Raw genomic sequence first — 21,741 nt, forward strand, 5'->3', positions numbered from 1 at the left:
CCGCCGGCCGGGGCCCTTGTCGTCCCCGGATCCGGCCTGCGGCGACACTCCCCCGAGTTACGCGACATACGCGCGCGCCGTCGAGCCAGATCCGATGGAATGATCACATCAGGATTCGCCAACGGATCGCTAACATGTGGCCAACGGTTCGTCAGCGGGCCGCCGGGCGGCTGGCCGGAAGTGGCCTTTCGATAGCGGGAAAAGACCCTCGGAAGGGTGGATTCCGGCGGCCGTTCAGTGGGCGACGAGTGGCGGGAAGCCGTTGTGGACAGGGCGGGTTTCCGCCAGGCGACGGCGGGCACACACCCGCCGCGGAGCGCGGTCGGCCCCGACCGTGCGGGAAGGCTGTGGAGCGGCGTGATGCGGCGGTGCGAGCTGCGCTTCGGACTGCTGGGACCGCCGGTCCTCTACGACCGACCGTCGTACGGAGCGCCGTACGACATCGCTGCCGGAGCCCCGGGCGACGGGCACGTCCGGTCCATCGGCAGCCCCAAGGTGCGTGCCCTGCTCGCGGCGCTGCTGCTGGAGCCCGGCCGGGTCGTGTCGGTCGAGGTGCTGAAGGACGCGCTGTGGGGCGGCGCGCCGCCCGTCTCCGCGCGGGCATCCCTGCACAACCACGTCACCCGGCTGCGCCGGCTCCTGGACGATCCCGAGCGGCTCCGGGCCGTACCACCGGGCTACGTGCTGCGGGTCGACCACGGCGAGCTGGACGTGCACGTCTTCGACGCCCGGGTCGCCGAGGCGCGCGCCGCGCACGCCCGGCGGGACTGGCCGGGCGTCCTGCGGGCCTGCTCCGGCGCGCTCGCGCTGTGGCGCGGCGCCCCGCTCGGCGGGCTCCCCGCCGACATCGGCGGCTACGCCTTCGCACAGCGTCTGGAGCAGGCCCGGCTGCTCCTGCTGGAGTGGCGCTACGACGCCGAACTCGCCCTCGGCGGCGCCCGCCTGGCCGCCCTGGTGCCCGAGCTGTCCGCGCTGGTCGCCGAGCATCCGCTGCGCGAGGCATACCACCGTCAGCTGATGCTCGCCCTGCACCGCACCGGGCGCCAGGCCGAGGCCCTCGCCGTCCACCGCGATCTGCGCGCCCGCCTGGTGGAGGAACTCGGCATCGAACCCGGCCCGGCGGTCCGCGAGGCGCATGTCGAGGTGCTCCGCGGCCGCGACGGCGAGGCGCGTGGCGACGACCGGCCGGAGGGCCGGACGAGCGGGGAGCCGGGTACCGGTGACGACAGCGCTCCCTCCACGGGTGGCGGTGCCGACGATCACCCGGTCCCCGGCCCCGCCTCGGTCGCGTCGCCCGGCACCACCCTCCCCGCGTCCACGCCCGCCCGCCCGGCCGGCAGCCCCGCCGCCGAACCCGCGGCCGCCGGCTCCCCGCGCGACGACGCCGCGCCGCCCGTCCCGCAGACCCCGCGTCCGGCCCAGCTGCCCGCCCCGCCGGCCCACTTCACCGGGCGGGCGGACGTACGGCGCGAGCTGCGCCACGCGCTGACCGCGCCGTCCGCCCCGGGCCCCGGCGTCGCGGTGATCAGCGGCATGGCCGGGGTCGGCAAGAGCGCCCTGGCCCTGCACGTGGCCCACGAGCTGCGGGAACGCTTCACCGACGGCCAGCTCTACGTCCATCTACACGGCGCCACCCCCGGCATGACCCCGCTCACCGCCGGCCAGGCGCTCACCGCGCTGCTGCGCGACCTCGGCGTCGGCCCCCGGAACATCCCCGAACACCCGGACGCCGCCGCCGCGTTGCTCCGCTCGCTGCTCGCCCCCGCCCGCCTCCTGCTGGTACTGGACGACGCGGCGAACGCGGCCCAGGTGCGGCCGCTGCTCCCCGCCGGACCCGGCTGCGCGGTGATCGTCACCAGCCGCTCGCCGCTCACCGCCCTCGACGGCGCCCGGCGCTTCCCGCTCTCCCCGCTGACCGGTGAGGACAGCGCGGCCCTGCTGCGCGCGGTGAGCGGACGCGCGGGGCTGGACGCCGGCCATCCGCTGGTCGAGCTGACCGGCCGGCTCCCGCTGGCGCTGCGCGTGGTCGCCGCCCGGCTCGCCGCCCGCCGCCCCCTCACCCCGGACGTCCTGGCCGGGCAGCTCGCCGACACCGGCAGCCGACTGCACCACCTGGAGTACGACGATCTGAGCGTCCGCCGCTCCCTGGCCGTCGCCCACGACGCGCTGGCCGCCGCCGACCGCGAGGCCGACCGGGACGCGGCCCTCGCCCTGCGCCGGATCGGCGCGCTCGACCTGCCCACCTACGGCGCCCCGCTGGTCGCCCGCCTCACCGGCACCGACGAGCGGCGCGCCGAGGCCGCCCTGGACCGCCTGGTCGACGTCGCCCTGCTGGAGGAGACGGCGTACGGCCGGTACGCGCCCCACGACCTCGTCCGCGACTTCGCCCGCGAGCTGGCCGACGCCGACGCGCGGGCCACCGCCCCGGACGCGCACTCGCCCCCGGACACCGCCGATCTCGTCGCCCTGCGCTGGTTCGCGGCCGTGGCCGAGCGGGTGCTGACGGCGATCACGGGGCCCGGCGTCGACCAGGACGACCGGCGGCGGCCGACCGCCGCCCAGCCCGCCGGGCACGCGGCGGACGTGGCCGCCCTCGCGCCCTTCGAGTCGGCCGAGGAGGCGTTCGCCTGGGGCGAGGTGGAACTGGAGAACGTCGTCGCGCTGGTGGCGCGGAACGCGGACACCGGTGATCCGCGCACCGCCGCGCACCTCTCGGTGCTCACGCGGCTGCTGCTGCCCTATGTGCAGCGCAGCGGCCGGGTCGCCGAGATGGAGGTGCTCGGGCGGGCCGGGCTCCGGGCGGCGCGGTGGCTCGAGGATCCGGCCGCCGAGGCGTACGCGCTGTGCGACCTCGCCGCCCTGCACTTCCTGACGGGCCGGCAGAACGATTCCCTCACCCTCACCGACCAGGCCCTGGAGATCTGGGGGCGGCTCGGCATGGTCTCCCGGATCCGGCGCTGCCTGAACAACCGGGGGCTGCTGCTGGAGGGGCTCGGGCGGTTCGCGGAGTCGGGGGAGGCGCTGCGCCGGAGCCTCGTCTACTCGCGGCTGCTGAACGATCCCTACGGCGAGGCCGTCACCCGCAGCCACCTCGGCAACCTCTACGAGCACACCGACCCGCGCGCCGCCATCGAGCAGCACCGGCGCTCGCTGGCGATCGGGGACCGGATCGGCGCCGTCATCGTGCGGCACTCGGCGCACTGCAACATCGGCTACGCCCATCTCACCCTCGGCGAACCGGAGGCCGCCGCCCGGCACTTCGAGGAGAGCCTGCGCATCCTCGGCGACCACGGCGACTGGCACGGCGAGGCCCAGACCCGGCTCGGCCTGGTCCGCGCGCTGCGGCAGCTCGGGCAGACCGGACGGGCGGCCGACGAGTGCGCCGAGCTGCTGCGCCGGGCCGACGCCCGCGCCGACCGCTACACGGGCGGGCTGGCCCTGCACCAGCACGGGCTCCTGCTGCGGGAGCGGGGGCGGCGGACGGAGGCGTACGACGCCTGGCGCGCGGCGCGGGAGGCGCTGGAGGGCACGGACGAACAGGCGGTCCTGGCGGAACTGCGGGAGCTGCTGGGCGGCGAGGCTCCCGGCGAAGCCGGGTGAAGTGGGCCGTCGAGCGGCGGCCGGGAGGTGCCCGAGGGACGGGGGGGGGACCCGCTCACTTGGCGTCGGCGTAGCACTCGACCACCGCCGTGGTGAACGGAAACCGCACCGGGGTGTCGCCGAACGTCAGCCGGCCGGCCAGGGCGGCGGAGTCGCGGATGGCGCGCACGACCGCGTCGGCCTCCTGCGCGGGGCAGTGCACGATCACCTCGTCGTGCTGGAAGAAGACCAGCTCGGCCGCCATGTCCGCGAGGGCGCGGCGCAGCGCGGCGAGCAGGAGCAGGGCCCAGTCGGCGGCGCTGCCCTGGACGACGAAGTTGCGGGCGAAGCGGCCCCGCGCGCGGGCGTTCGTCGAGGCGTACCCGGGGACCCAGCCGGACTGGGCCTCCGGTTCCTCCTCGCCGACCGGGATGCCCGCCTCCTGGGCCGTGTCCTCGCCGGAACCGGCGGCCGGCGGACAGGTGCGGCCCAGCCAGGTGCGTACGAGCCGGCCCTCCTCGCCCGCGCGGGCGGCCTCGTCGACGTAGGCGACGGCCTTCGGGAAGCGGCGGCGCAGCGCGGCGAGGTTCTTCAGGCCGTCGCCGGAGGTCTGGCCGTACACCGCGCCGAGCACGGCGAGTTTGGCCTGCTCGCGGTCGCCGGAGAAGGCGCGGTCGGAGACGGACTGGTAGAGGTCGCTGTCGCGGCCGGCCACCTCCATCAGGCCGGGGTCGCGGGAGATCGCGGCCAGTACGCGCGGTTCCATCTGGTCGGCGTCGGCCACCACCAGCCGCCAGCCGGGGTCGGCGACCACGGCCCGGCGGATCACCTTGGGGATCTGCAGCCCGCCCCCGCCGTTGGTCACCCAGCGCCCGGTGACCGTGCCGCCGGCCAGGAACTCGGGGCGGAAGCGGCCGTCGCGCACCCAGTCCTGGAGCCAGGACCAGCCGTGCGCCACCCAGATGCGGTACAGCTTCTTGTACTCCAGCAGGGGCGCGACGGCCGGGTGGTCGACGGTCCTGAGCTCCCAGCGGCGGGTGGACTTCACCTTGATCCCGGCCTGCGCGAAGGCCCTGACCACATCGGCGGGCAGGTCCGGCCGCACCCGGCGGCCGAAGGCGGCGGACACCTCGTCGGCCAGCTCGGCGAGGCGACGGGGCTCACCGCCGCCCGCGTACCGCTCGCCGAGCAGTTCGTGCAGCAGTTCGCGGTGGACCCCGGCGCTCCACGGCAGGCCGGAGCGGTTCATCTCGGCGGCCACCAGCATGCCCGCCGACTCGGCCGCGGTCAGCAGCCGCATCCGGTCGGGGTGGGCGGCCCGCTGGTGGCGGCGCTGCTGGTCGGCGTAGACCGCGAGCAGGTCCGGCAGGGGCAGGCGCAGGCCGGCGGGCTCGAACAAGGGGGACTGGGCGCCGGGCTCGGCCGCGCGCTGCGGCGGGTCGGGCGGGACGGGGCCGCCGCGGAGGCGGGCCAGGGCGGCGGCGGCCGAGCGTGGCTCGCCGTACCGGCCCTCGTGGCCCAGCAGGAGTGTCTCGGCGTCCTCGATGTCGTAGCACCGCTCCACTCGCACCCCCGTGGCGAGCAGGCGCGGGTAGACCTCGGCGGTCGACCGCCACACCCAGCGCGTCACCTCCGGGCGGCTCCGCACCGCCCCGGCGAGATCGCTCTCCCGCCGCACCGGTCCGGCGGGCAGCCCGTCCGGGCCGAGGGGGGCGACGTCCACGCCTCCGTCCTCGGCCGGGGCGAGAGCCCACCGGTCCGTCATGTCCGCGAGTGTGGCAGGCGGGTCTGACAATCGGCCGTGACCTGCGGATCTACCCCTGCGAGCCGCCCGGTTCGGAGGTGTTCTCCAGCAGCAGGGCCAGCATCCTGCCCACCTCCGCCTCGACGGCGGGCTTGGTGATGCCGAGGCCGCTGAGGACGCCGTGCCCGTTCTCGTGCTCCAGCAGGGCCAGCAGGATGTGCTCGGTGCCGATGTAGTTGTGACCGAGCCGGAGGGCCTCGCGGAAGGTGAGTTCCAGGACCTTCTTGGCGGCGGGCCCGTAGGGGACGAGGTCGGGGGCGTCGTCCGCGGCCGGCGGCAGCGCGGCGGTCGCGGCCTGGCGTACGGAGTCCAGGAGCACGCCCTGCGCGGTGATCGCCTGCGCGGCCAGGGCCCCGGGCTCGGACAGCAGGCCGAGGAGCAGGTGCTCCGGGCGGCCCTCGGTGTTGCGGGCGGCCACCGCCTCGTTGTGCGCGGCCATGACCACGTTCCGCGCGCGGGGGGTGTAACGGCTGAATCCCTGGCCGGGGTCGAGGTCGGCGGACTCCTTGGGCACGAACCGCTTCTGCGCCGCCTGCCGGGTCACGCCCATGCTGCGGCCGATGTCGGTCCAGGACGCTCCCGAGCGGCGGGCCTGGTCGACGAAGTGCCCGATCAGGTGGTCGGCCACGTCACCGAGGTGATCGGCGGCGATCACCGCGTCCTGGAGCTGGTCGAGGGGCTCGTGATGGACCTTCTTGATGGCCTCGATGAGGTCGTCGAGGCGCACGGGGGCCGTGGGTTTTGGGTTGGTCGCCATAGCGTCAACCGTAGGTTGCCTCTCCGAGAGCGTCAACCGTTGGTTGTCAGTCACGTCTTCGCGTCGGGAACAGGTCTGCCCGGGGGTCGCCGTGGCCGTACGGTGGCTCCGGCGAACGCCGTCCTGCCGGAGCGGCCCGGACCGCCCGGCCGGGGCCGTGCCGTCGGCGGAGTTGTCCACAGGCTGTGGACGGCCGTCCCCCGCTGTCGGTGGCGCGTGGCACGATCGAGCCTGTGACCAGTACCGCCAGCACCGTCGAGCGGGCCTTCCGGGCCGCCCTCTACGACGACACCGACACCGGGCTCGACACGGGCGCCTCCCTGCTCGCCGCCGACCCGGGGAGCGACGCCGAACTCGCTCGGCGCGGCGAGGAATTCGTGGCGGCGGCCTGGAGGCGCGGCTGGCAGCCCGCCGACGTCGTGCGGCTGGTGCGGCGCGAGCTGGCGGACCCGCACGTCCGCCTCGCCGCCGGGCTGATCCGGGCGCAGGCCGGGCGGGACCGTCCGCGCGGGCGCCGCTGGACCGGCCAGCTGGCCGCGCTGCCCGCCGGTCCGGACGGCACCGCCGACCGCTTCTCGCACGCCACGGCCGTCCTGGAGCTGTACCGCCTGCTGCTGCGCCTGCCCGCCCTGGAGCCCCTGGAGGACGAGCCCCGCCGCACCCCCGGCCCGGCCGCCTCCCGCATGCTCACCCGCATCCGCGCGCTGCTCGCCAAGGCCGAGGCGACCGGCTATCCCGAGGAGGCGGAGGCACTCAGCGCCAAGGCGCAGGAGCTGATGGCCCGGCACAGCGTCGACGAGGCGCTGCTCGCCGCCGAGGCGCCCGCGCCGGACGCGCCGGGAGCCTGCCGGATCGGGGTCGAGCCGCCGTACGAACAGGCCAAGGCGGTCCTGCTGGACGCGGTGGCCACGGCCAACCACTGCCGCGCGGTGTGGAACGAACCGCTCGGCTTCTCCACGGTCGTCGGCTTCGAGGCGGACCTGGAGGCCGTCGAACTCCTCTACACCTCGCTGCTGGTGCAGGCCACGCACGCGATGACCAAGGCGGAAGCGGCCCAGCGGGCCGGCGGACGCAAGCGGACCAAGACCTTCCGGCAGTCGTTCCTCGCGGCCTACGCGCACCGCGTGGGCGACCGGCTCGCGGCGGCCGCCGAGACCCAGGTGACCCGGGACCTGCTGCCGGTGCTGGCCACGCGCGCGATAGCCGTCACCGGCCGGCTGGAGCACATGTTCCCGGAGACCACGACGACCCGGCTGCGGGGTGTCGGCGACGCGGCGGGCTGGACCGAGGGCGCCCGGGCGGCGGACCGGGCCCAGGTCAGGGCCCGCCCCCGGCTGGAGTGAGCCCCGGTGCCGCGGCCGGCCCCGGTGTCGTGCGGACCCCGGTGCCGCGCCGGACCCCGGCGGTGCGGCACCGGGCGTCGGTGTCGCACCGGATCTCGCCGGTGCCGCGCCGGACCCCGGTACCGCGCCGGAACCCCGCCGGCCCGGCCTCGTCGCCGGCCCGCCCGTAGCCCCGGTCGCCGGCCCGCCCCGCGGCCTCGCCCGGAGCCTCAGTCGCCGACCTGCTGGAAGGCGCTCACCGACGCGTCCGGTCCGCTCCCGTCGGCCTTGCCGGCGACCGGGCCGTACTTCCACGGGAAGCTCCGCCCGGTGTCCGTACCGGGCAGGGTGATCTTCACGGTCTGCGCCGCGAGGGCGTTCTTCGCGCCGTCCTCGCCGCGGACGTAGCTGAGGGAGAAGGTGGCGGAGTCGCCCTTGGCGAGCTTCAGCTTCTGCGCCTTCGCGCCCTTGAGCGTGGGCACGGTGGCATCGCTGCCGCCGCCGCCCAGGACCACCTCGGGGAAGTGGTCCAGGGTGCAGGGCGTGCTCTGGTTGGTGAGGCTGACCGGGATCTCGCCGGTGTCCCCGGCGGCCGGGGCCACGCTCGCCGAGCCGATCTGCACGGAGACCCCGCCGATCTCGCAGGCCGAGCCGGCGCTGTCACCGCTCTTGCCGCCACCGTCGTCGCAGGCGGTCAGCAGCAAGGCGGCGGCGAGAGCGGTGACGGTGAGCGGAATGGCGCGCATGAGCGGGTCCCTGTCCTGGTCGTGACGGTGCCCTTGCATCATGGCGCCTGCCCCCGGGCCCCGTGCGCGCGCCCCTCCGCATCCCCGGCGGCGGCCGGCTCGCGGCCTCGCGGACGTGCTGGTCACCGGGGTGCGAAGCGGCGTCTTCGCGACCGGCGGAGCCGTGCCGTCACCAGGAGGACTTGCGGACCCCGGGCAGAAGACCCCGGTGCGCGAGCGCGCGCAGGTTCACTCGGGACAGCCCGAAGGCGCGCAGGTGACCGCGCGGGCGGCCGTCGATCCCGTCGCGGTTGCGGACGCGCGTGGCACTGGCGTCCCTCGGCTGTGCGCGCAGCTCCCGCCGGGCGGCGAGCCGTTCGGCCTCCGGGGTGGCGGGACGGCGGACGGTCTCCTTCAGCTCCGCGCGGCGCTCGGCGTACCGGGCGACGACCTCCTTGCGCCGCTCGTTCTTCGCGATCTTGCTCTTCTTCGCCATCAGACCCGCACCCCCCGGGCGCGGATCCGGGCGACGGCCGCCTCGACGCCGATGGCGTCCACCGTCTTGACGCCCTTGGCGCTCAGCCGCAGCCGGACGTACCGCCCCTCGCCGGGCAGCCAGTAGCGCTTGGTCTGGATGTTGGGGTCGAAGCGGCGGGCGGTGCGCCGGTGGGAGTGGGACACGCGGTTGCCGAAGCCCGGCCGGGCCCCGGTGAGCATGCAGTGCGCGGACATGGTGACGCAGCTCTCCTCGAACGAGTCAGCAAATGGAATTCATTTTCAGTAAGGTAGCAGCATGCCACGCAACGAGCTGCGCCCGGTCGTCCGGCTGAAGTCCGCCGCCGGAACCGGCCACACCTACGTGACCCGCAAGAACCGCCGCAACGACCCCGACCGGCTGACGCTGCGCAAGTACGACCCCGTCGCCGGCCGGCACGTCGACTACCGAGAGGAGCGCTGAACCTCCGCCATGCGCAAGGGAATCCACCCCCCTTACGGACCGGTCGTCTTCCGCGACCGCGCCGCCGGACACGCCTTCCTCACCCGGTCGACCATGACGAGCGGCAAGACGGTCGAGTGGGAGGACGGGCACACCCATCCCGTCGTGGACGTGGAGATCTCCAATGTCAGCCACCCCTTCTACACGGGTACCGCGCGGGTGCTGGACACCGCCGGACGCGTGGAGCGCTTCGAGCGCCGGTTCGGGAAGCGGGGCGGGGCGTGAGCCTGGCGGTGGCCGTCGTCGGCGGGCTGCACGCCGCCGCCCGCTCGGCGGCCGTCGACCGGCTGCTCGCCGACGTGCCCGGGAGCGTCGTACTCCACCACGACCTGTCCACGGCCCGTGCCGGCATCGTCGCGCGCACGGTCCGCGGCCCCGACGGCGTCGTGTCGAGCGGCACGGCGCCCCTGGTCGACGACTGTGCCTGCTGCGCGCTGCGCGAGGACCTGGTGCCCGAGCTGCGCCGGCTCGCCGGCGCCGGCACCACCCGGCTGGCGATCGTCGAGCTGTGGGACTCGGTCGAGCCCAAGGCGATGGCCGAGGTGATCGCGTCCGGCGGGCTGACCGTCACCTCGGTGATCACCGCCGTGGACCCGGCCCTGGTGCTGCCGTACCTCGGCAACGGCGACGACCTCGCCGAGGCCGGGCTCGCCGCGGCGGCCACCGACCGGCGCACGGTCGCCGACACCTTCGCCCGGCAGCTGGAGTACGCCCCGGTGCTCGCCGTCGCCGACTCCCCGGAGGCCGACGACGAGGACCGCGAACTGCTGGCCCAGCTCCACCCGACGGCCCGCCGGATCCCGGTCGGCGTGGCAGAGGGCGACCGCGGGGACCCGGCCGGCGCCGGTGCTCCCGGGCCGCTCGCCCGGGCCGCCCTCGCCGGATTCGACGTGGAGGCCGCCGCCGCAGCCCAGCACCCGGCCTGTGCCCTGCTGCCCCAGGAGGCCGACGACCACGGCGTCACCACCCTGGTCTGGCGCCACCGCCGCCCCTTCCACCCGGAGCGGCTGTACACGGCGCTGGAGGACCTGACCTGTGCCGCCGCCCGCAGCCGGGGCCGGTTCTGGCTCGCCGACAAGCCGGACACGCTGCTGCACTGGGACGCGGCCGGCGGGGCACTGTGCGTGGAGAGCGCCGGGCCCTGGCTCGCCGCGCTGCCGGACGCGGCCTGGGAGCTGGTCCCACCGGTGCGCCGCGCCGCCGCCGCGCTGGACTGGCACCCCGAGCACGGTGACCGCCGCAACCACCTCGTGTTCACCTCGCCCGGCCTCGACCGCGAGGGTCTGGTCCGGCTGCTGGATTCCTGCCTGCTCACCGACGCCGAGTACGCCGCCGGACGGGACTCCTGGCGCCGGCTCCCGCCCGCCTTCGACACCCTGCTGGAGGTCTGATGCCCCGCAAGGGCGACCGCCCGTCCGCCCGGAACCGCCCCGACCCCCTGGACGTGTCCGGGATCACCTTCATCGACTACATCGACTACAAGGACACCGAACTGCTGCGGAGGTTCCTCTCCGACCGGGGCAAGATCCGCAGCCGCCGGGTCACCCGGCTCACCGTCCGCCGGCAGCGGCTGCTCGCACGGGCCGTGAAGAACGCCCGGGAGATGGCACTGCTGCCCTACCCCGGCCGCTGACCGCCCCGCCAGAGCCGCCGGCCGCTCCGCGAAGGGCCGCCGACCGCTCCCGCCCAAGCAGGCTCCGCCCGCGCCGAGGCAGGCTCCGCCCCCAGGGCGGGCCTGCCTCTCGCCGTACCGGGGAGTACCGCGGAACGGCTCGCTCCGGCGGGCTACGCCGACCGGCACCGGATGATCTCCGTCACGTGTCCCGGCCCCCGCGACCCGCCGCCGTAGCGGCGGGGCGGCCGGTCTACGCCACCGGGCGGAGGCCGTCCCTCCGGTGGGCGGACGCCGTTCCGGCCGGTCCGGCGGGCCGTCACTTGCCCGGAGGATGGAACAAGAAGGCCGCCGCACGCGTCTCTCCCTAGTGCGGGGCCGGGCATGTCGTGCCTGCTCCGGGGCAGGCGCGGGAGCGGCTCTGGTAAAGCACACGTCAAAGCTGTAACCGCGGGAACACCGCTCGTGCACGTGCATCTGCTCATGCATGCGCACGTGAACAGAGTTATGATCCGGGTCAGTTGACCACAGCACCTATGGCCACACAGCCAGTGCACCACCGGGGAGCGACCTGTGGACCGCGACGTTGACGGCGTGTACGGGGGGTACGACGTGTACAACGGCATGGCTGCCACGCAGCTGGACGGAGTGGCCTGGCAGAAGAGCAGGCACAGCAATTCGCAGGGTTCCTGCGTGGAGTTCGCGCGGCTGCCGGGCGGCGATGTCGCCGTGCGCAACTCGCGCTTCCCGGACGGGCCGGCGCTCGTCTACACCCGCGCCGAGATCGAGGCCATGCTCCTCGGGGTCAAGGACGGCGAGTTCGACCACCTGATCGCGAGCTGACCGCCCGACGGCCCGGGCCGCGCGTGCGCGCAAGCGTGCGCCGGGTCCCGCGCACGGCCGACGGGCGAACACCGGCCGGGGACGTCACCGCCCGGGCGAGGGGTGTACGCGCGCAGATCCCGCGCGCCCGCGCCGGACCGGATCAGCCCGCCGGGTGCAGCCGGAACAGCGCCCAGACCACCTTGCCCTCCAGCGTGCCCGCGAGCGGGTGCCAGCCCCAGCTGTCGGCGAAGGAGTCGACGAGGAAGAGGCCGCGGCCCGACTCGGCCGAGAAGTCGTCCGAGTCCTGCGGCACGGGCGTCTCGTCGCTCGCGTCGCGCACCGCGCACACCAGTCGCTCGCGCCAGCGCATCAGGTGCAGCCGAACGGACGGGAGCCCGCCGACGGGACACGGGTCCGCCGGCGCCGCGTGGCGCAGGGCGTTGGTGACGAGTTCGGAGACGACGAGGCACACGTCGTCGAAGCGGTCGCCGACGTCCCACTGGGCCAGGGTGTCCCGGGTGAAGCGCCGGGCCTCGCGCACCGCCTCGTAGCGGGCGGGGAGGGCGCAGGAGGCGGCATCGGACACGGCCGCGGGATCCAGCGGCGGAAGGCCCTGCCGTAACGGCTTGAGCATGGTCGATCCATTCGTCCCCATGCGAGGCACTCCCGGGAATTCGCGGTCGTTGCGATGCAGCGGTGGCGCGGCACCATGGTTTCGGAAGCGCAGAGCAGATGCAAGGGCAGATGCACGTGCACGTGACCGAAATAGCACTGCCCGTACCACTTCTTGGCCATTTTTTCCGCCGAGTTCACCTCGTCACCCGCCAGAGGTCCGGACCTCTTTCCCGGTCCGGGCCAGGCGGAAACGGCCGAGCTCTTTCCGTTTCCGTAACCGGGCGAGTACTGCTCGGAGTGTTTTAGTGGCAGACTTCGGCCCCTGGGAGACGGTTGGGGAGGCTGGCGAAAGTGAGCGCGGGAGAGCCCGGATCGGTGGTGCGGCGGATGCTGCTCGGCTCGCAACTCAGGCGACTGCGGGAGGCGCGGGGGATCACGCGCGAGGCGGCGGGTTACTCGATCCGCGCCTCCGAGTCGAAGATCAGCCGGATGGAGCTGGGCCGGGTGAGCTTCAAGACCAGAGACGTGGAAGACCTGCTGACGCTCTACGGCATCACCGACGAGTCGGAGCGCGAGTCGCTGCTCTCCCTCGCCCGGGAGGCGAACGTGGCGGGCTGGTGGCACAGTTACACGGACGTCCTGCCGAGCTGGTTCCCCACCTATGTGGGCCTGGAGGGTGCCGCCTCGCTGATCCGGGTCTACGAGGTGCAGTTCGTGCACGGCCTGCTGCAGACCGAGGACTACGCCCGCGAGGTGGTCCGGCGCGGCATGAAGGGCGCGAGCGTCGCCGACATCGAGCGCCGGGTCGCCCTGCGCCTGGAGCGGCAGCGGCACCTGCTCTCCGACAACGCCCCGGAGCTGCACATCGTCCTGGACGAGGCCGCCCTGCGCCGCCCCTACGGCGACCGGGACGTGATGCGCGGCCAGCTCCAGCACCTGATCGACATCTCCGAGCGGCCCAACGTGCGGCTCCAGGTCATGCCGTTCAGCTTCGGCGGGCACTCCGGTGAGAGCGGCGCCTTCACCATCCTCAGCTTCCCCGAGTCCGACCTGTCGGACGTGGTCTACCTGGAACAGCTGACCAGCGCCCTCTACCTGGACAAGCGCGAGGACGTCGCCCAGTACGAGCAGGCCCTGAAGGAACTCCAGCAGGACAGCCCCGGCCCGGACGAGAGCCGGGACCTGCTCCGCGGCCTGCGGCAACTCTCCTGAGCGATTGCGGCCCTCAACTCCGCACGGTCACAAGTACGATGACGTCCAATCAGACGTGGCGTAGATCTGGTGTCCGCTAGCGATCGAGGGATCACATGTCGTCCTACTTCAGTGACCTGGCCCGGCAGTACATCGACGGCGAATGGCGCCCGGGCTCGGGCTCCTGGGACGTCATCGACTTCAACCCCTACAACGACGAGAAGCTGGCCTCGATCACGGTGGCCACCGTCGACGAGGTGGACCTGGCCTACCAGGCGGCCGCCCGCGCCCAGAAGGAGTGGGCCGAGACCAACCCCTACACCCGGCGGGCCGTCTTCGAGCGGGCGCTGCGGCTGGTGGAGGACCGCGAGCAGGAGATAGCGGACCTGATCACCGCGGAGCTGGGCGGCACGCGGGTGAAGGCCGGCTTCGAACTGCACCTCGCCAAGGAGTTCCTGCGCGAGTCGATCCACCTCGCGCTGCGTCCCGAGGGCAGGATCCTGCCCTCCCCGGGCGACGGCAAGGAGAACCGCGTCTACCGCGTCCCGGTCGGTGTCGTGGGCGTAATCAGCCCGTTCAACTTCCCCTTCCTGCTGTCGCTGAAGTCGGTCGCCCCGGCCCTCGCGCTCGGCAACGCCGTGGTGCTCAAGCCGCACCAGAACACCCCGATCGCCGGCGGCACCCTGATCGCGAAGATCTTCGAGGACGCCGGTCTGCCCGGCGGCCTGCTGAACGTCCTGGTCACCGACATCGCCGAGATCGGCGACGCGTTCATCGAGCACCCCGTCCCGAAGGTGATCTCCTTCACCGGCTCGGACAAGGTCGGCCGGCACGTCGCCACCGTGTGCGCCAAGCACTTCAAGCGCTCGGTCCTCGAACTGGGCGGCAACAGCGCCCTGGTGGTGCTGGACGACGCCGACGTCGACTACGCGGTGGACGCGGCCGTCTTCAGCCGGTTCGTGCACCAGGGGCAGGTCTGCATGGCCGCCAACCGGGTCCTGGTGGACCGCTCCGTGCACGAGGAGTTCACCGAGAAGTTCGTCGCCAAGGTCCGCGGCCTCAAGGTCGGCGACCCGCGCGACCCGCAGACCGTGATCGGCCCGGTGATCAACTCCGCGCAGGCCAACGCGATCTCCGGCACCGTCGAGCAGGCGCTCGCCGAGGGCGCCACCGCCCTGGTGCACGGCACCACGACCAACAACCTGGTCGAGCCGAGCGTGCTGACCGGCATCCCGGCCGGCTCCCCGCTGCTCCAGCAGGAGGTGTTCGGCCCGGTCGTCTTCCTCATCCCGTTCGACGGCGAGGAGGACGCGGTGCGGATCGTCAACGGCACCCCCTACGGCCTCAGCGGCGCCGTCCACACCGGGAACATCGAGCGCGGTGTGGCCTTCGCCAAGCGGATCGACACCGGCATGTTCCACGTGAACGACGGCACCGTCCACGACGAGCCGATCGTGCCCTTCGGCGGGGAGAAGCACTCCGGTGTCGGCCGCCTCAACGGCGAGACCACGCTGGAGGCGTTCACCACGGTCAAGTGGATCTCGATCCAGCACGGCCGCAGCGGGTTCCCGTTCTAGATCCGCCTGGTGTCCCGTGAGGGGCCCTTGCGCCCGGTACCCGGCCGCAAGGGCCCCTCACGTCCGTCCGGCCGGGGAAGCGCCCCGGTGAGGAGCCGGAGGAGAGGCGGCGGGGCATGGCCGGGCGCGTCCCGGCCTCGTCCCGGGTCCTAACCTGGACCCCATGTCAGCGATCCGTCTCCTCGTGCTGGGCGCGGTCCGTCAGCACGGCCGGGCCCACGGCTACCAGGTGCGCAACGACCTGGAGTACTGGGGCGCGCACGAGTGGTCCAACGCCAAGCCCGGCTCGGTCTACCACGCCCTGAAGCAGATGGCCCGGCAGGGACTGCTGCACGCGCACGAGACGGCGCCGTCCACGGCCGGCGGCCCGCCGCGCACCGAGTACGAGATCACCCCCCGCGGCGAGGAGGAGTTCCTCCGGCTGCTGCGCGAGTCCCTGGTCTCCTACGACCAGAAGACCGACGTCCAGTCGGCGGCCGTCGGCTTCCTGGTCGAGCTGCCCCGCGCGGAGGCCCTGGAGCTGCTGCGGGAGCGGATCCGCCGGATCGGGCGGTGGCGGGACTCCGTCACCGGGCACTACGTCCCCGAGGGCGGCCCGGAACAGCTCGGTCACATCGGCGAGATCATGCGCATGTGGCTGCACACGGCCGACTCGGACGAGGCGTGGACCCAGGGCCTGATCGACCGCCTGGAGGGGGGCGCGTACACCTTCGCGGGGGAGGGCGAGCCGTTCGTCGGGGTCCTCGCCGAGGGCCAGGAGAACCCCTACGCGACGGGGGAGCGGCACCCGGGGGACGACCGCTGAACGCCGCCCGCGGCGCCCGCGGCGGTTTTCAGTGGTGGAAGCCGGTGGCCGCCGCCTTGTCCCGGGTCAGCGGACACGGCTGCCGGCGCAGCTCCGGCAGCAGCCGGGTCAGGTCGGCCAGGAACAGGTCGGCGAGATCGTGCGAGAAGCCGTTGCGGCACACGACCCGCAGCACCGACAGGTCCTCGCGGTGCGCCGGGAAGGTGTAGGCGGGCACCAGCCAGCCGCGCTCGCGCAGCCGCCGGGAGACGTCGAAGACGTCGTACGACGTGACGTCCCCGGCCGTGGTCAGCGCGAACACGGGGAGCTGGTCGCCGTGGGTGAGCAGCCGGAAGTCGCCGAGTTCCGCGATCCGCCGGGCCAGCGAGGTCGCCACGTCCCGGGTCGCCCCCTGGACCGCGCGGTAGCCCTCCCGGCCGAGCCGCAGGAACGTGTAGTACTGCGCCACCACCTGGGCGCCGGGCCGGGAGAAGTTCAGGGCGAAGGTCGGCATGCTCCCGCCCAGGTAGTCGACCCGGAAGACCAGCTCTTCGGGCAGGGCCGCGCCGTCCCGCCACAGGGCCCAGCCGACGCCCGGGTAGACCAGGCCGTACTTGTGCCCCGAGGTGTTGATGGAGGCCACCCGCGGCAGCCGGAAGTCCCACACCAGATCCTCGTCCAGGAAGGGCGCCACCATGCCGCCGGACGCCGCGTCCACGTGCACCGGGACGTCGAGCCCGGTGCGCTCCTGGAGGGCGTCCAGGGCCGCGCACAGGCCGGCGACCGGTTCGTAGGAGCCGTCGAAGGTCGAGCCGAGGACGCCGACGACGCCGATGGTGTTCTCGTCGCACAGCCCGGCGGCGGCCTCCGGGTCCAGGTGGAAGCGGTCGCCCTCCATGGGCACCTGCCGGGCCTCGACCTCCCAGAAGTCGCAGAACTTCTCCCAGCACACCTGGACGTTGATCCCCATCACCAGATTGGGCCGCGCCCCCGGGTACCGGTCCGCGTTGGCCTTCGCCCAGCGCCGCTTCAGCGCCATCCCGGCGAGCATGCACGCCTCGCTCGACCCGGTGGTGGAACAGCCGACGGCCGCCGAGGGGTCCGGCGCGTGCCACAGGTCGGCGAGGATCGCCACGCAGCGCCGCTCCAGCTCGGCCGTGCGCGGGTACTCGTCCTTGTCGATCATGTTCTTGTCCCGGCACTCCGCCATCAGCACCCCGGCCTGCGGCTCCATCCAGGTGGTGACGAAGGTGGCCAGGTTCAGCCGGGAGTTGCCGTCCAGCATCAGCTCGTCGTGGACCAGCTGGTACGCCGTGGACGGGGGCAGCGGGGTGTCCGGCAGCCGGTGCGTGGGCGGGGCCTCGGTCATGCCGCCGACCGGGTCGGCCGCCCCGAAGAACGGGTTGACCGACACCGTCCGCGCCTCGTGCCGGCCGGAACCTCTGTGCAGCGCCATGGACACACCATAAACGGACAGAACGCCATCAACATCCCGAATCGGAACCGGGTTGCACCTCACGCGACGTGAGGCCCCAGTGTGGACGGCGTACCGACCGAAGGAGCGGAAGCAGTGAGTCACCCCGTGGACCGGGAGCCCCCCGTGGGGCGGGTCTACACCGTGGGGCAGGTCGCCGGGTTCGCCGGGATCACGGTGCGCGCCCTGCACCACTACGACGGGATCGGCCTGCTCGTGCCCGGCGAGCGCACCCACGCCGGGCACCGGCGCTACACCGACGCCGATCTCGACCGGCTCCAGCAGATCCTGTTCTACCGGGAGCTCGGCTTCCCGCTCGACGAGGTCGCGGCCCTGCTCGACGACCCGGACGCGGACCCGCGCGCGCACCTGCGCCGGCAGCACGGCCTGCTGACCGCCCGGATCGAGAAGCTGCGCGAGATGGCCGCGGCCGTGGAGCACGCCATGGAGGCACGCACGATGGGCATCAACCTGACACCCGAGGAGAAGTTCGAGGTCTTCGGCGACTTCGACCCGGACCGGCACGAGGACGAGGTGGAGCGGCGCTGGGGCGGCACCGAGGCCTACCGGCAGTCGCGGCGCCGGACCGCCGCCTACACCAAGGAGGACTGGAAGCGGATCAACGGCGAGCTGGACGCGGTGCACGGCCGCATGGCCGCCCTGCTCGCCGAGGGCGTCCCCGCGGACTCGCGGGCGGCCATGGACGTCGCCGAGGAGCACCGCCGGTTCATCACGGGCGCGTACTACGACTGCGGGCACGAGCTGCACGCGTGCCTCGGCGAGATGTACGTCACCGACGAGCGATTCACCGCCACCTACGAGGCGATCCGTCCCGGTCTGGCCCGGTACATGCGGGACGCGATCGCGGCGAACACGGCCCGGCACACCGCGTCCTGAAAGGTCACGGGGGCCCCCGGAGTCGCAGCTTCCTCCGGGGCCCCGCACAGGGCATCCTGGAGCCACCGGTGGAACCTGGGGCGGGCACATCGCGTTGATAGCTTTGTGCGGCCGCACTTGGACGCCGTAGCCGCCCTCACCCCTTCAGGAGCCCGGACCCGTGATGACACTCGCCCTAGGCCCGAGCTGGCTCGATCCGAACTACCTGCTCGACACGTACAGCATCTGGGGTCTGCTGCTCATCGTCTTCGCCGAGTCCGGCCTGCTCATCGGCTTCTTCCTGCCGGGTGACTCGCTCCTGTTCACCTGCGGTCTGCTGATCACCTCGGGCGATCTGGACTTCCCGCTGTGGGCGGCGATCGGCCTGATCTGCCTCGCGGCGGTCCTGGGCGACCAGGCGGGCTACATGTTCGGCAAGAAGGTGGGCCCGTCCCTGTTCAACCGGCCGGACTCCCGCCTGTTCAAGCAGGAGAACGTCACCAAGGCGCACGAGTTCTTCGAGAAGTACGGCCCGAAGTCCCTGGTGCTGGCGCGCTTCGTGCCCATCGTGCGCACGTTCACGCCGATCATCGCGGGCGTCAGCGGGATGCGGTACCGCTCGTTCCTGGTCTTCAACGTCATCGGTGGCGTCCTGTGGGGGGCCGGCGTCACCCTGCTCGGCTCCTGGCTCGGCAACATCGACTTCGTCAAGACCAACATCGAGGCGATCCTCATCCTGATCGTCCTCGTCTCCGTGATCCCGATCGCGATCGAGTTCCTGCGGGCCCGCTCCAAGGAGAAGAAGGCCGCCCAGGCCGGGCCGCGGCCGCTCCCGCAGCAGCAGCCCGCGCAGCAGCAGCCCCGGTACCAGCAGCCGCAGCAGCCCCCGGTCATGGACGACGCCACCACCCGGCTGCGCCGCATCGAGCCGGACCAGCCGTCCCACGAACAGCAGCCGCAGTACGGGCAGCCGCAGCACGGACAGCCCCAGCACGGACAGTCCCCGTACGGCGGGCAGCCCCCGTACCAGCAGCCGCAGCCGCAGCAGCAGGACTGGAACCAGCAGCAGGGCTACGACCAGTACTACGACGGACAGCAGCAGTACCAGCAGCCGTACGACCAGCAGCAGTACCAGCAGCAGGACTGGGACCGGCGGCAGGGCTACGACCAGCAGCAGTACGACGAGAACGGCTACCCGTACGACCAGCGCCGCCGGTGACCGCCCGGCCCCCGGGCCGGGCGCCGCTCAGAAGCCCCTCGTCCGCTTCGCCGCCCGGCGCTTGCCGGCGGAGCCGATCCGCAGGAACAGCCGGAAGATCTCCGATCCCAGGTTGACCCCGATGGCGATGGCCATGGCCAGCGACGCGGCCTTGGCCAGTGACACCAGCCCCTCGTCCACGTCGTTCTGGGCCATGGACAGCAGTCCGAAGTAGGTCGCGGAGCCGGGCAGCAGCGGCCCGATCGCCGCCGTGGTGTAGGGCAGCGCGGAGGCGAACCGGTACCGGGCCAGCAACTGCCCGAACAGGCCCACCAGGCCCGCCGCCACCGCCGTGGAGGCCACCGGCGAGAGGTCGCCGGCGTAGCGCATCGCGCCGTACACCGTCCAGGCGACGCCTCCGTTGAGGGTCACCCACAGCACGGTGGAACGTTCCTGCTGGAGGAGGACGGCGAAGGTCAGCGACAGCAGCATCGAGGCCGCCAGCTGGACCAGCGGCTGGTCGTAGCTGCCCGGTTTCGCCTCCGGGTTCAGCTTGCCGCCGATCTGCACCCCGAAGTACAGGACGGTCAGCACCCCGACGACGATGCCGACGAAGAAGTACATGACCTCCAGCAGGCGCGCGGAGGCGGTGATGTAGAAGCCCGTCAGCCCGTCCTGCACCCCCGCCACCAGCGCCCGTCCGGGCAGCAGCGCGAACAGTCCACCGGTGATCACCGCAGAGCCCTTCACGTCCACGTGGGCCAGGGTCAGCGCCACCCCGATCGCCGCCGGCGGCATCGCGGCCACCGTGAACTGGTAGAACTCCGGCAGTCCGCGTCCCGCGCACAGCCAGGCCAGCCGGTCGCCGAGCATCGCGCCGACGGCCGCTGCCACGAACACGATCGGATCGGCGCCGCCGACCAGCACGGACGCCGCGCCGGCCAGCAGACCGCCGGCCAGGGTCAGCGCCCAGCCGGGGTAGGGGTGCCGGTTGCGGCGGATCTCCGCCAGGCGCCGGTAGGCCTCCTCCAGGGAGACCTCGGTCTCCGGGTCGGTCAGGTCGTCCACCAGGCGGAAGACGGCCGCCAGCCGGGTGTAGTCGGTGCCCCGCCGCCGCACCGTCCGCGACGCCGTCACCGGGTCCTCCACCAGGGAGGGCTGGTGCGAGATCGACAGCAGGGTGAAGGTGACGTTCGGCTCGCACCGGTCCAGGCCGTAGGACCGGCACACCGCGAACATCGCGGCCTCCACGTCCTCCGCGCCCTCGCCGCCGGCCAGCAGCAGCTCGCCGATGCGCAGGGTCAGGTCCAGCACGCGCGGGACGGCCGGGCCGCCCTCCTCCTCGCGCTGCACCGACTCCGGGGCCGGCCGCTCGGTGACCGGCATCCGCAGCATCGTGCGCATCCGGTCCTGCCAGGGCGCGTCCTTGATCAGGCTGACCAGCGGCACCCCGGCCGGCGGGGTGAAGGCGGCCGGCGCGTCCTTCGCGCTGTAGGTCCGCGGCGGGCTGAACGCGGAGCCCTCCGGCTCGGCGGCGGGCGGCTGCGGCGGCGCCGGCAGCCCCTCCGGCATGGCGAACTCGGAGGTCGTCTCGCCCTCGCCCGGGCCCTTCGGGACGTCGAGGCCCCGGGGAATGGCGAACTCGGAGGTGATCTCCGGGTCGTACCGCGCCTCGTCGGACCGGGGCTTGCGGTCCTCCGCCTCCGTCACTTCGCACCGCTCCCTGCACGACACCTTCGCTAGGCCTCAGTATGCGCACGCGTACCCCGTCCGGCCGCATGCGTGCACACACGCGAACGGGCCGCACGCCTGCGCGTGCGGCCCGTTCGCGGAAGGGGGCTCAGTGACCGCCCTGCTCCTCGAAGCGCTTGTACGACCGCTCGATCTCCGCCTCGGCGTCCGTACGGCCCACCCAGTTGGCACCCTCGACCGACTTGCCGGGCTCCAGGTCCTTGTAGACCTCGAAGAAGTGCTGGATCTCCAGGCGGTCGAACTCCGACACGTGGTGGATGTCACGCAGGTGCTCCACACGCGGGTCGGTGGCCGGAACGCACAGCAGCTTGTCGTCGCCGCCGGCCTCGTCCGTCATCCGGAACATGCCGATCGCGCGGCAGCGGATCAGGCAGCCCGGGAAGGTCGGCTCGTCCAGGATGACCAGCGCGTCCAGCGGGTCGCCGTCCTCGCCGAGGGTGTTCTCGACGAAGCCGTAGTCGGTCGGGTAGGCGGTCGAGGTGAAGAGGCGACGGTCCAGGCGGATCCGGCCGGTCTCGTGGTCCACCTCGTACTTGTTCCGCGAACCCTTCGGGATCTCGATCGTGACGTCGAACTCCACCGGTGGCTCCTCCATGATCAGCACATAGTTCTGGTGGTTAAGTGTCCCTCACGCAGGTGTGTGATCGCGAAAG

General features: G+C 73.3%; 21 protein-coding genes. 12 read left to right on the forward strand and 9 right to left on the reverse strand.

What is annotated here, in order from left to right:
• Positions 1-360: 360 nt before the first annotated feature.
• Positions 361-3,600 (forward strand): AfsR/SARP family transcriptional regulator, encoded by a 3,240-nt coding sequence (locus tag ACZ63H_RS15590; RefSeq protein WP_469865189.1) that lies wholly within the window; start codon positions 361-363, stop codon positions 3,598-3,600.
• Between the two features lie 55 nt (positions 3,601-3,655).
• Here the strand turns inward: ACZ63H_RS15590 and ACZ63H_RS15595 are convergent, their stop codons facing one another.
• Together ACZ63H_RS15595 and ACZ63H_RS15600 are read right to left on the reverse strand one after the other, a co-directional pair.
• The gene (locus ACZ63H_RS15595) at positions 3,656-5,344 is read right to left on the reverse strand and encodes a bifunctional 3'-5' exonuclease/DNA polymerase (protein ID WP_469865191.1); all 1,689 of its coding nucleotides are present in this window, start codon (positions 5,342-5,344) and stop codon (positions 3,656-3,658) included.
• Positions 5,345-5,393: 49 nt separating this feature from the next.
• Positions 5,394-6,140: a Clp protease N-terminal domain-containing protein gene (locus tag ACZ63H_RS15600; protein ID WP_469865193.1), complete on the reverse strand. Its 747-nt coding sequence runs from the start codon at positions 6,138-6,140 to the stop codon at positions 5,394-5,396.
• 233 nt (positions 6,141-6,373) lie between these two features.
• On the opposite strand from ACZ63H_RS15600, the gene ACZ63H_RS15605 reads away from it, so the two are divergent.
• Positions 6,374-7,483: a DUF2786 domain-containing protein gene (locus ACZ63H_RS15605; protein ID WP_469865195.1), complete on the forward strand. Its 1,110-nt coding sequence runs from the start codon at positions 6,374-6,376 to the stop codon at positions 7,481-7,483.
• A gap of 209 nt (positions 7,484-7,692) precedes the next feature.
• Here the strand turns inward: ACZ63H_RS15605 and ACZ63H_RS15610 are convergent, their stop codons facing one another.
• From ACZ63H_RS15610 to rpmB, 3 genes are all read right to left on the reverse strand, one after another.
• Positions 7,693-8,208 carry a DUF4232 domain-containing protein gene (locus tag ACZ63H_RS15610; RefSeq protein WP_469865197.1) on the reverse strand — a complete coding sequence of 172 codons (516 nt, stop codon included), beginning with the start codon at positions 8,206-8,208 and terminating at the stop codon, positions 7,693-7,695.
• 169 nt (positions 8,209-8,377) lie between these two features.
• Positions 8,378-8,683 carry a 30S ribosomal protein S14 gene (gene rpsN / locus ACZ63H_RS15615; RefSeq protein ID WP_469865199.1) on the reverse strand — a complete coding sequence of 102 codons (306 nt, stop codon included), beginning with the start codon at positions 8,681-8,683 and terminating at the stop codon, positions 8,378-8,380.
• Positions 8,683-8,919 carry a 50S ribosomal protein L28 gene (gene rpmB, locus ACZ63H_RS15620; protein ID WP_469865201.1) on the reverse strand — a complete coding sequence of 79 codons (237 nt, stop codon included), beginning with the start codon at positions 8,917-8,919 and terminating at the stop codon, positions 8,683-8,685. The genes rpsN and rpmB overlap by 1 nt, the downstream gene beginning before the upstream one ends.
• A gap of 61 nt (positions 8,920-8,980) precedes the next feature.
• On the opposite strand from rpmB, the gene rpmG reads away from it, so the two are divergent.
• The 5 genes from rpmG (at position 8,981) to ACZ63H_RS15645 (ending at position 11,639) form a co-directional block, all read left to right on the forward strand.
• Positions 8,981-9,145, forward strand: coding sequence for a 50S ribosomal protein L33 (rpmG, locus tag ACZ63H_RS15625; RefSeq protein ID WP_469865203.1), 165 nt, complete (start codon positions 8,981-8,983; stop codon positions 9,143-9,145).
• Positions 9,146-9,154: 9 nt separating this feature from the next.
• Positions 9,155-9,409: a type B 50S ribosomal protein L31 gene (locus ACZ63H_RS15630; protein WP_469865205.1), complete on the forward strand. Its 255-nt coding sequence runs from the start codon at positions 9,155-9,157 to the stop codon at positions 9,407-9,409.
• On the forward strand, positions 9,406-10,575 hold the full coding sequence (locus tag ACZ63H_RS15635) for a CobW family GTP-binding protein (RefSeq protein ID WP_469865207.1): 1,170 nt from the start codon (positions 9,406-9,408) through the stop codon (positions 10,573-10,575). The genes ACZ63H_RS15630 and ACZ63H_RS15635 overlap by 4 nt, the downstream gene beginning before the upstream one ends.
• Positions 10,575-10,817, forward strand: a complete 243-nt coding sequence (gene rpsR / locus ACZ63H_RS15640) for a 30S ribosomal protein S18 (RefSeq protein WP_469865209.1) — start codon at positions 10,575-10,577, stop codon at positions 10,815-10,817. The genes ACZ63H_RS15635 and rpsR overlap by 1 nt, the downstream gene beginning before the upstream one ends.
• Before the next feature lie 552 nt (positions 10,818-11,369).
• Positions 11,370-11,639: a DUF397 domain-containing protein gene (locus tag ACZ63H_RS15645; RefSeq protein WP_030781778.1), complete on the forward strand. Its 270-nt coding sequence runs from the start codon at positions 11,370-11,372 to the stop codon at positions 11,637-11,639.
• A 142-nt stretch (positions 11,640-11,781) separates the two neighbouring features.
• Here the strand turns inward: ACZ63H_RS15645 and ACZ63H_RS15650 are convergent, their stop codons facing one another.
• Positions 11,782-12,255: an ATP-binding protein gene (locus ACZ63H_RS15650; RefSeq protein ID WP_469865211.1), complete on the reverse strand. Its 474-nt coding sequence runs from the start codon at positions 12,253-12,255 to the stop codon at positions 11,782-11,784.
• A gap of 368 nt (positions 12,256-12,623) precedes the next feature.
• On the opposite strand from ACZ63H_RS15650, the gene ACZ63H_RS15655 reads away from it, so the two are divergent.
• The 3 genes from ACZ63H_RS15655 (at position 12,624) to ACZ63H_RS15665 (ending at position 15,809) form a co-directional block, all read left to right on the forward strand.
• The gene (locus ACZ63H_RS15655) at positions 12,624-13,448 is read left to right on the forward strand and encodes a helix-turn-helix domain-containing protein (protein WP_469865321.1); all 825 of its coding nucleotides are present in this window, start codon (positions 12,624-12,626) and stop codon (positions 13,446-13,448) included.
• Between the two features lie 95 nt (positions 13,449-13,543).
• Positions 13,544-15,004, forward strand: a complete 1,461-nt coding sequence (locus tag ACZ63H_RS15660) for an aldehyde dehydrogenase family protein (protein ID WP_469865213.1) — start codon at positions 13,544-13,546, stop codon at positions 15,002-15,004.
• A 163-nt stretch (positions 15,005-15,167) separates the two neighbouring features.
• Positions 15,168-15,809, forward strand: coding sequence for a PadR family transcriptional regulator (locus tag ACZ63H_RS15665; protein ID WP_469865215.1), 642 nt, complete (start codon positions 15,168-15,170; stop codon positions 15,807-15,809).
• Positions 15,810-15,837: 28 nt separating this feature from the next.
• Here ACZ63H_RS15665 and ACZ63H_RS15670 read toward each other — a convergent pair whose 3' ends face one another.
• Positions 15,838-17,244 (reverse strand): glutamate decarboxylase, encoded by a 1,407-nt coding sequence (locus ACZ63H_RS15670; RefSeq protein ID WP_469865217.1) that lies wholly within the window; start codon positions 17,242-17,244, stop codon positions 15,838-15,840.
• 114 nt (positions 17,245-17,358) lie between these two features.
• On the opposite strand from ACZ63H_RS15670, the gene ACZ63H_RS15675 reads away from it, so the two are divergent.
• Both ACZ63H_RS15675 and ACZ63H_RS15680 read left to right on the forward strand, forming a co-directional pair.
• Positions 17,359-18,159, forward strand: a complete 801-nt coding sequence (locus tag ACZ63H_RS15675; RefSeq protein ID WP_469865219.1) for a MerR family transcriptional regulator — start codon at positions 17,359-17,361, stop codon at positions 18,157-18,159.
• A 160-nt stretch (positions 18,160-18,319) separates the two neighbouring features.
• Positions 18,320-19,357 carry a DedA family protein gene (locus tag ACZ63H_RS15680; protein ID WP_469865221.1) on the forward strand — a complete coding sequence of 346 codons (1,038 nt, stop codon included), beginning with the start codon at positions 18,320-18,322 and terminating at the stop codon, positions 19,355-19,357.
• A 27-nt stretch (positions 19,358-19,384) separates the two neighbouring features.
• On the opposite strand, the gene ACZ63H_RS15685 is transcribed toward ACZ63H_RS15680, so the two are convergent.
• Positions 19,385-21,046 carry a threonine/serine exporter family protein gene (locus ACZ63H_RS15685; protein ID WP_469865223.1) on the reverse strand — a complete coding sequence of 554 codons (1,662 nt, stop codon included), beginning with the start codon at positions 21,044-21,046 and terminating at the stop codon, positions 19,385-19,387.
• A 130-nt stretch (positions 21,047-21,176) separates the two neighbouring features.
• Complete coding sequence (locus ACZ63H_RS15690) at positions 21,177-21,668, reverse strand: inorganic diphosphatase (RefSeq protein ID WP_189303680.1); 492 nt, start codon at positions 21,666-21,668, stop codon at positions 21,177-21,179.
• Positions 21,669-21,741: the final 73 nt, after the last annotated feature.

This window comes from Streptomyces sp. NPDC104831 (assembly GCF_055583025.1).

Bases quoted from the DNA above. Each gene is read 5' to 3' on its own strand.
- ACZ63H_RS15590 (WP_469865189.1), top strand. From the start codon at position 361: ATGCGGCGGTGCGAGCTGCGCTTCGGACTGCTGGGACCGCCGGTCCTC.
- ACZ63H_RS15595 (WP_469865191.1), bottom strand. From the start codon at position 5,344: ATGACGGACCGGTGGGCTCTCGCCCCGGCCGAGGACGGAGGCGTGGAC.
- ACZ63H_RS15600 (WP_469865193.1), bottom strand. From the start codon at position 6,140: ATGGCGACCAACCCAAAACCCACGGCCCCCGTGCGCCTCGACGACCTC.
- ACZ63H_RS15610 (WP_469865197.1), bottom strand. From the start codon at position 8,208: ATGCGCGCCATTCCGCTCACCGTCACCGCTCTCGCCGCCGCCTTGCTG.
- rpsN (WP_469865199.1), bottom strand. From the start codon at position 8,683: ATGGCGAAGAAGAGCAAGATCGCGAAGAACGAGCGGCGCAAGGAGGTC.
- rpmB (WP_469865201.1), bottom strand. From the start codon at position 8,919: ATGTCCGCGCACTGCATGCTCACCGGGGCCCGGCCGGGCTTCGGCAAC.
- rpmG (WP_469865203.1), top strand. From the start codon at position 8,981: ATGCCACGCAACGAGCTGCGCCCGGTCGTCCGGCTGAAGTCCGCCGCC.
- ACZ63H_RS15630 (WP_469865205.1), top strand. From the start codon at position 9,155: ATGCGCAAGGGAATCCACCCCCCTTACGGACCGGTCGTCTTCCGCGAC.
- rpsR (WP_469865209.1), top strand. From the start codon at position 10,575: ATGCCCCGCAAGGGCGACCGCCCGTCCGCCCGGAACCGCCCCGACCCC.
- ACZ63H_RS15650 (WP_469865211.1), bottom strand. From the start codon at position 12,255: ATGCTCAAGCCGTTACGGCAGGGCCTTCCGCCGCTGGATCCCGCGGCC.
- ACZ63H_RS15655 (WP_469865321.1), top strand. From the start codon at position 12,624: ATGCTGCTCGGCTCGCAACTCAGGCGACTGCGGGAGGCGCGGGGGATC.
- ACZ63H_RS15660 (WP_469865213.1), top strand. From the start codon at position 13,544: ATGTCGTCCTACTTCAGTGACCTGGCCCGGCAGTACATCGACGGCGAA.
- ACZ63H_RS15665 (WP_469865215.1), top strand. From the start codon at position 15,168: ATGTCAGCGATCCGTCTCCTCGTGCTGGGCGCGGTCCGTCAGCACGGC.
- ACZ63H_RS15670 (WP_469865217.1), bottom strand. From the start codon at position 17,244: ATGGCGCTGCACAGAGGTTCCGGCCGGCACGAGGCGCGGACGGTGTCG.